Origin of the sequence: Pseudoalteromonas rubra (assembly GCF_005887115.1) — a bacterium.
GTDB lineage: Bacteria > Pseudomonadota > Gammaproteobacteria > Enterobacterales > Alteromonadaceae > Pseudoalteromonas > Pseudoalteromonas rubra_F.
Map to the genome: position 1 here is coordinate 1 of NZ_PNCJ01000095.1, position 559 is coordinate 559.

Below are 559 nucleotides of genomic sequence, written 5' to 3' on the forward strand. Positions count from 1 at the left end.
ACCTTTGCGTATGACGCCAACAACCGTCGTTATAAGCGTACCGATGGTAAACAGACCGTTTATTATGTGGGCGCACTGGAGCTGAGCAAGCAAAATGAAGGCTCCGACACCTTCATCAAGCGCTACATAGGAAATGATGCGGTACAGCAGTACTACTCAACGCGGGCTGCCAAGCTACAGTGGCTGTTTACCGATCACCAGGGGTCAATCGTCGCGGTCACAGACAGCAACTACAAACTGCTGGCCAGGTATAAATACGATCCGTTTGGCAAAAAACGCACACTGGCCTTTACCAGCGAGGAGCGGATTAACCAGCGGGTTGCACTGCACCTGACACTGAGCGCGTTCAGACACATAGAAGCCAACCTGCGCGGCTACACAGGTCACGAGCCGGTGTCACTGGACGGAGACAACCGCATCATTCATATGAATGGTCGGATTTACGATGCAGACACCGGACGCTTTATGCAGGCGGATCCTGTGGTGCAGGCGCCGAGTAACATCCAGAGTTACAATGCGTACAGCTATGTACTAAACAACCCGCTTAGCCGGATTGATC

Annotated in this window: 1 protein-coding gene; it reads left to right on the forward strand. The window is 52.6% G+C overall.

Annotation, left to right across the window (positions count from 1 at the left end):
• A partial coding sequence (locus tag CWB98_RS23325) for an RHS repeat domain-containing protein (RefSeq protein WP_283241226.1) occupies positions 1 to 559 on the forward strand: 559 nt, incomplete at both ends.